Raw genomic sequence first — 6,827 nt, 5'->3', positions numbered from 1 at the left:
CATCCAGATGTTTTATTAGAGGATGAATTTACGATTCCGACCTGAGCTCCGATCATGTTGTAGTAAACAAAGTTAAAGATTCCTACATTTAGTCCATAGAGATTTTCCGTTTCACCGTGTAGAAGATTGAGTCGAAAGACTTCCGTCTTTGTTTCCAGTGGAAATTTTGCGGTCAATCTAGGGGTCAAGGCGAAGCCACAGTTGAAGAGCGATATGGACACGATGAAAAGAAAGAGGTTATAAAGAACAGATTCTTTCATGTCGTTCTTTGATTGTGTTTTTAATCGAATGATTGTCAAGTATGATATTCGATAAATGGTAGAATCGATGCGTGAATGTTTTTATTTTTATATTACTACTCGGACGCATAAAAATAGTGCCGAAAGTTAAGAGGGGATTTTTGTAAAAATGCGTAAGTCCTCATAAAATCACGTCTAGTTTGGAATTACTTGCCTTTTTGAAGAAGATTGAATATTCTAATTTTTGAAATAAAGGCCTGTCTCAAAACTGTCTTCTGTGGGAGCGGCATTGCCGCGACTCTGTCCTCAGTCCTCTGAATGTGAGAGTTTCCACAGAAACCGTCGCATTGGCGGTTTTCTCCCGTCGTTTAAAATTGTAATAGCTCCTACTTCCTAAGGTTCTGAGACCGGCTCTAAGCTCATCATAGTATTCTTTTCATGTGTCCGAACAGTAGATTATGCGAGTGTCTCGGTAAAATTATTATTTCCGAATATTCTAAAAAATAATTATTTTTATTTTGAAGAATTTTCCCCGGGCGCGACCTTTGCTTCCGCTTTTGTTTCAACAGGTTTCGGTTCGATCGTTTCTGTTTTTACTTCCGTTGTTTGAGATACGGTTTTGAGGCAATAATTGATTCCAATCATAAAGGGCAATAATCCTTTTTCACAAAAATTGAGAACTCCGATTTGAAGTTCGTTTCGATTCGTACTCGTATTGACGATTCCGAAACTGATCGCCGATTTTTCTTTGGGACGAACTTCTAACTTGGTTCCTATATTCACGATTCCAAAATTGACGGAACGTCCTTCATTCGTGTTTACGATTCCCACATTCAAGCCCTCTCCCCAGTTGAATAAGCCTAAATTGAATCTGCCGCTCATTAGATTAACGGCTCCGATGGAAAGAGCCAGATCGTCTACGATTTTCTCCTTCTCTTCGTTTTCATAAGAGCGATGGGGTTGCGGCATTCCACGATCTAGAAAAAAGTTCGTGTTGAGAAAACCGATTTTTAAAGTGCCATAGGATCCTGAATTATTCAAGAGTCCGAATAGAATTCCAATAGATTCTTCGGAGATGTTTACGATTCCTACTTGAGTTCCGATCAGACGGTGCGCGTAATTCATCCCGCCTAGATTGATGCCATACAGCTTCCCTACTTCTCCAAGTAAAAGATTCAGTCTGAAAATCTCGGTCTGCGTCTGAGGCGGAATTTTTACTGTTATCCGAGGAGTGAGCGCGAAACCGCAGTTAGACGCAAAGATCCAACTCGAAAAAAGCAATACAAAAGGGGTAAGTGTGAATTTGTTTTTCATGGTTTCCGATAAAGAGTAAGTCAAACTTTGATCTAACCGATTGTCAATATTATTTCGAAAGGAAAAACAGGGGAGGTTTGTAAAAAAGTAATTTCTGAGTGGAAGTTGACAAGCCACAAAGAAAAAATTATTGCGTTCGGACATCGGATGTCTCTTTAATTTTCGAGTGGAAAGAATTTATTTTGTTTATAGATCGGATATTTTCTCGTTTGTAGAGGAATTTTCGGTAGGAGTCGTTCTACAATATGGAGACACCAATTGAGAATCCGATATCTCCTTTTATTCTTTGTTCAGTACTTTCCAGTGTATCGTTCGGACGAGGCCTACCCGAATCTAAAAAGAAGTTAAAATTGAAAACGTCGACTTTCAAAAGACTTAACTACGGTGTTAAATTGTTGATAATACCGATTTGAATTCCTGTCGTTTAAAATTGTAATAGCTCCTACATTCCTAAGGTTCTGAGACAGACTCTAAATTTACGAGTCCAAGATTCAATCCATAAAGATGGTTTCTTTCTCCGTAGAGCAGGTTGACTCGAAGGATTTCCGTTTTTGTTTGTGGAGAAAGTTTTACTGTTGCCTTGGGAGTTAGGGCGGCTCCGCAATCAAAAATTATTGGGCAAAAGAGTATTATAAAAACAGAATGTATGAAAGTTCGTATCATAGTTTACCTGAATCTTGTTTTTAGCGGAAAATGAAAAGAGTTTTGCAATTTTTTCTTAGACAGTTCGATTTACAAATCGTCCAGTAAAGCTTTCAAAACTTTTTGGATTTGAATACAAAGTTCGTCCACCTCTTCCTGGGTTGTAAACCAACCCGTGGAAATTCGAATAGCACGTAACGCTTCCTCTTCAGTAAAACCCATGGAAAGAAGGGAAGGCGCAGGTTCTCTGGATCTGGACTTACAGGAAGACCCGGTGGAAACAATGAAACCCGCTTCCTCCATTCCCATCATAAAAAAATCCACGTCTTGGGTTGGAAGAATACAAAAGGAGGTCGTAGGAATTCGAGATGCTTCTTTTCCGATGATCTCACAACCGCAACTTTCCAAAACGGTTTCGATTTGCGTGCGGAAAGTTATTGAAATTTCGGATTTGAATTTCTGCTCAGGAAGCCTATGATTTATTACTTCAGAAAGTGCTAATATAGAAGGCGAGTTTTCGGTCCCGGCTCTGTGGTTGTTTTCCTGATTACCGCCGTGAAAGATCGCAAATTCCTTTTCCGAAACGAGATCGGAACGAACCCAGGTTCCGGAGGCTCCCATTCCCGCTCCGATTTTATGACCGGAAAAAGTAAAACCATCGAGGAGCGGAAAAGGAATTTCCAATTTACAGAAGGACTGCATCAGATCCGAAAAGAGCGGAACCGAAAACTTGCGAGTAAGCACAGAAATTTTTTCGATGGGCTGAATCACACCCGATTCGTTTGCGACGTGAAGTATAAAAACGGGAGCGGGTTGTTCTTTTAAAAGAACCTCTAGATGATTTAGATCGATCTCACCGTTTTTTAAGGAATGAATTTTTCTAAAATCAAAACCCGCGAACTCAAGAGCAGAATACACGGAAGAATGCTCCACAGAAGAAACGATTGCGGAATTGGAAAATTTTCCTCGAATTGCGTATGCAAGCAAGTGATTCGCTTCGGTTCCTGTGGAAGAAAAAACGAATTCTTTTGCGGGTTTACCCGTGTATCTCTCCAGGGTCTTTCGAGCCGTTTCTATCTTGCCTTGTCTAGCCAAGGAAAACCGAGTCGCTCCGGAAGGATTGTAGAAGTCTTCGAAATAATCTTTTTGAATTTCTACAAGCACGTCGGAAAACGGAGGATGAGTCGCATTGTAATCAAAATAACGAATCTTCTTCGACATAAAGCTCGTCCGCCTCTTCGTACCTTCCTTTTTTTCTGAGAACGTACCTGAGAAGTTTTTTACGATCTTCTACAAGATCATTTCTTCCACTGCCCGTGACTCGATAGGCCTTATCAATCGTATAAAGTGTCGTTTCAAGTTGTTGTAATTCCGACAACGCACTGTCGAGTTGCCCTCTACGAATCTCTGCGCGTGCAATCATCAGTCTGGATTCAAAAACGGAACCTTTTTCCAAGAGGTTCGATTTGGAAATCTCGCTAAAATAAAAGATCGCTTTGTTCAAAAAAGAAGGATCTCTTTTTCCGAGTTGATAATTGAGCATTCCTCTCTTCATTAGTAATTCTTCATATTCTACCGTGCCGGGATCGGAAAAAAAGAGCAACTTTTCTAAAACCCCGTCCGCTTCCAAAGGAGAGATCGAATTAAGTCCCGTTTTGTAGATCCCGAATGCGAGAAGATTGAGAGCCTTTTTAAAATCATTTGCGTTGACTTTGAAATTTTTTTCCGGATCGATCACAAAAGAATTGGATTTGATCTGAGACCAAACTCTCATCTGATTTTGTTTTTCAGTGAGTACGTTGGGTTGATTTTCGACTTGATTGCAGGAGAAAAACGATTTTGATTTTTTCGTATTTTCCATCCTAAGCCGAACCGTCTCTTCCGTATTTCGAATGTAGTCTGCATACGCAAGGAGAACTTCTTCAGAACGACAAACGGCTAAGGCGACTTTTTCTATTTTTTGGGGAACGCTTAAGTCCGGTCCTGAAAAATTCAAGGCCCTTTTATAGTAGTCCAACGCTTCGAGTACGTTCGGAGAAACAGTCTTCCAATACTCTCCCGGATTAAAACTTCCCGTAATCGGATTTCTGGATTTAGTTTTGGAAGAAGGTTTTTTCCTATCGGATTCTTCATCCATTCCGGCATCTTTGAATCTCCAAATCGACATGGAGTCTGTCCAAGCGGGCCTGTATAAAACGTCATCCCGTTCACTCAAAGAATAATAATAAAGACAGGCTTCCCGCATTATTTCCAAATCAGGGACTCTTTCTCCTAAATCTTGATAAGCGACTTTTTGTCGTAAAATCGAGTCTCCCTTTTCGATAAATTCTCCCGCGATTTTAGGATCATAACCGGGAGGTTGAATCATCAGGGCAAGTTTACTCAATAGTTTGTATCGATTGGGAAGAATCCATACAGCCGCTATCACCCAAACAAAAAGTAGGAACAGGACGTACCTCCGATTTTCTCGAATGTAAGTTAACAAAATTTCGAACTCTCCGGCATTGGAAAATTGATTCGACTCCTGAATGGATTGGCTACAAAATGAAATTCTGGACGGATGTTCCTAACAAACGAAACATTCTTTTCAAATCTGTCCCGTTACCTGAATGAATCAAGCAAATAATAAAATCATACAGAGTCGACTTCCCTGTTTCCATTCCGTTTTCCCTTGGTATTTGACTTTCTTATTCTTATTTTTTCCGATTTCGATTTTTTCTCAATCCGAATGCGAGTATTCTGAATCGTTAGTCGCTCCGGAATTTTTTCTTTCTCTTGCGTTTGAACGACAAGCGGAAGCCGCAAAAATTCCTTCTCAAGAAAAATCTAGAAAGGTTTACGAAGAATCCGTGCAATATTACGATCGATACATTCATTGTTCGGTAGCTCTCAAAAGACAAGTTTCTCCCGTGTCCAGAGCGGCCAAGGCAAACGTTCACTTTTTTCTGGGACAATTCGAAAAAGCTGAAAAGGAAGCGGATGCAGTCATTTTTTCCGATCCCAATTTTAGGGACGGTTATCTTTTAAAGGTCAGAATCCTCATTCGTTCGGGAGAATTCCAAAAAGCGAGCGACTACCTGGAAGCGAATCTAAGTCGTTTTTCGGACGATTCCGATTTTCTTTATCTCTTGGGCTCTCTCAATCAAGAACTTAAAAACTATCCAAGGGCGATTTTGTATTTAACATCCCTCAGCGATTCGATTCGCAATCGGGAAGGAAATCCGAAATACAGATCGTTTGTGGATAAGTCTTTGGGTGAGATGTATTTCGCGAACGGACAATTTAAAAAAGCGCTCTACTTTTTAAGCTCTTACATTCATCGAAATCCAAGCGACATTGCCGCAAGGCTGACTCTCGCTAAAATCTGGAATCAGCTCGGTAAATTCTCCTCTGCAAGAAAGGAACTGAACAAAATTCTAAAAACGAAAAAAAACCTTTCCTCGGTGGAACATCTACTGGCGGAAATGTATTTCATTGAGAGTAGGGTGACAGCATTTGAATATTTTAATATTCTCAATCAAAATTCCAAAATTCCGAAAGGAAGCATTTTGGAAGGCCTTTATCTCGTTTTTCTTGGAAAATACTCGGAAGCGAAGAAGTCGCTTCTTCCTATAAAAGAAAAATTTCCGGGTCGCCTGGCGGTTCGTTTGGCGATGTTGGATGTGTATGAAAAAGAGAAAAATCCTTCCTTGTATCTAAGAGAACTTAGAGAAGTCTCGGAACTCGTGTTCGGAATGCAACAGTTCGAACTTGCAGAAAGAACTGCACAAAGAGCGTTAGCGATTCCGGACAAAACTTCCGAATGGAGCGATGCAGAAATTTATGATTTTCTCTCTTCCTGTCACGAACAATCCGGTTACGTATATCGTGCAATCTTGATGTCTAGAAAGGCGGTTGAAAACGCCCATAAAGAGGAAGAAAAACTCAAATTTCAGTTGCATCTTGCGTATCTACTCAGGGCAAATCCTCCCGGAAAGCAAGAGGAAGCTGAGGCTATCATTCGGAACGTTCTTCAAGTTCATCCAGAAATGGCCTATGCAAGATACTTGCTCGGAATCGTTTTGGCTTCCCAGGAAAAGTATAAAGAAGCATTAGAAGAATTGAATGCAGCAATCGAGACTGATTCCGGAAACGGCGCCTATTACTTCTACAGGGCTTCCGTTCACGAAAAACTAGAACAACAGGAATTTATGGAGAAGGATTTGAAAAAGTTCATCGAGATCGATCCTGGAAATCCGATCGCTTATAATTATCTGGGGTATTATCTTTCCGAAAAAGGGATCCGTTTAAACGAATCCCTTTTACTCGTTCAGAGAGCTGTTGAACTTGCACCAGATAACGAAGCATATCAGGATAGTCTGGGTTGGATTTTTTTCAAATTGGGAAATCATGACGAAGCGCTCCTGCACCTACAGCTTGCATATCAGATTCTAAAAGATAAGGGGGAAGAAGACCCAGTCATTTTAGAACATATCGGCGACGTTTATAAGGAAAAGAGCCAATTAGGAAACGCCGTTGCTTATTGGGAAAAAAGTCTCAAACTTTTCAAAAAGAAGGAAGACATTTCCAGAATCCAAAAAAAACTACAAACTGGCTCCCCCGAAAATTCGGAAAAATCGAAATAATAAATAA

At 40.3% G+C, this 6,827-nt stretch carries 6 protein-coding genes; 1 reads left to right on the top strand and 5 read right to left on the bottom strand.

Features of this window, described 5'->3' with window-relative positions; genetic code table 11:
- The 5 genes from CLV95_RS19000 to CLV95_RS17160 form a co-directional block, all read right to left on the bottom strand.
- The coding region (locus CLV95_RS19000) for an LA_2272/LA_2273 family lipoprotein (RefSeq protein WP_423790212.1) at positions 1-260 on the bottom strand (260 nt) is incomplete at its 3' end.
- Positions 261-752: 492 nt separating this feature from the next.
- Positions 753-1,697: an LA_2272/LA_2273 family lipoprotein gene (locus CLV95_RS17175; RefSeq protein WP_002734731.1), complete on the bottom strand. Its 945-nt coding sequence runs from the start codon at positions 1,695-1,697 to the stop codon at positions 753-755.
- Positions 1,698-2,003: 306 nt separating this feature from the next.
- Complete coding sequence (locus tag CLV95_RS20160) at positions 2,004-2,216, bottom strand: LA_2272/LA_2273 family lipoprotein (RefSeq protein ID WP_002734720.1); 213 nt, start codon at positions 2,214-2,216, stop codon at positions 2,004-2,006.
- Positions 2,217-2,285: 69 nt separating this feature from the next.
- The gene (locus CLV95_RS17165) at positions 2,286-3,416 is read right to left on the bottom strand and encodes a cysteine desulfurase family protein (protein ID WP_002725799.1); all 1,131 of its coding nucleotides are present in this window, start codon (positions 3,414-3,416) and stop codon (positions 2,286-2,288) included.
- Positions 3,391-4,680: a hypothetical protein gene (locus tag CLV95_RS17160; RefSeq protein WP_002725798.1), complete on the bottom strand. Its 1,290-nt coding sequence runs from the start codon at positions 4,678-4,680 to the stop codon at positions 3,391-3,393. The genes CLV95_RS17165 and CLV95_RS17160 overlap by 26 nt, the downstream gene beginning before the upstream one ends.
- 124 nt (positions 4,681-4,804) lie before the next feature.
- On the opposite strand from CLV95_RS17160, the gene CLV95_RS17155 reads away from it, so the two are divergent.
- Entirely contained in the window at positions 4,805-6,820 is a 2,016-nt protein-coding gene (locus tag CLV95_RS17155; protein ID WP_002734654.1) for a tetratricopeptide repeat protein, read from the top strand.
- The last annotated feature ends 7 nt before the right edge of the window (positions 6,821-6,827 follow it).

The organism is Leptospira borgpetersenii serovar Javanica (genome assembly GCF_003046425.1).
GTDB classification, from domain to species: Bacteria; Spirochaetota; Leptospiria; order Leptospirales; family Leptospiraceae; genus Leptospira; species Leptospira borgpetersenii.
The sequence above is the reverse complement of the archived record's forward strand: the minus strand, read 5'-3'. Positions and strand labels throughout refer to the sequence as shown.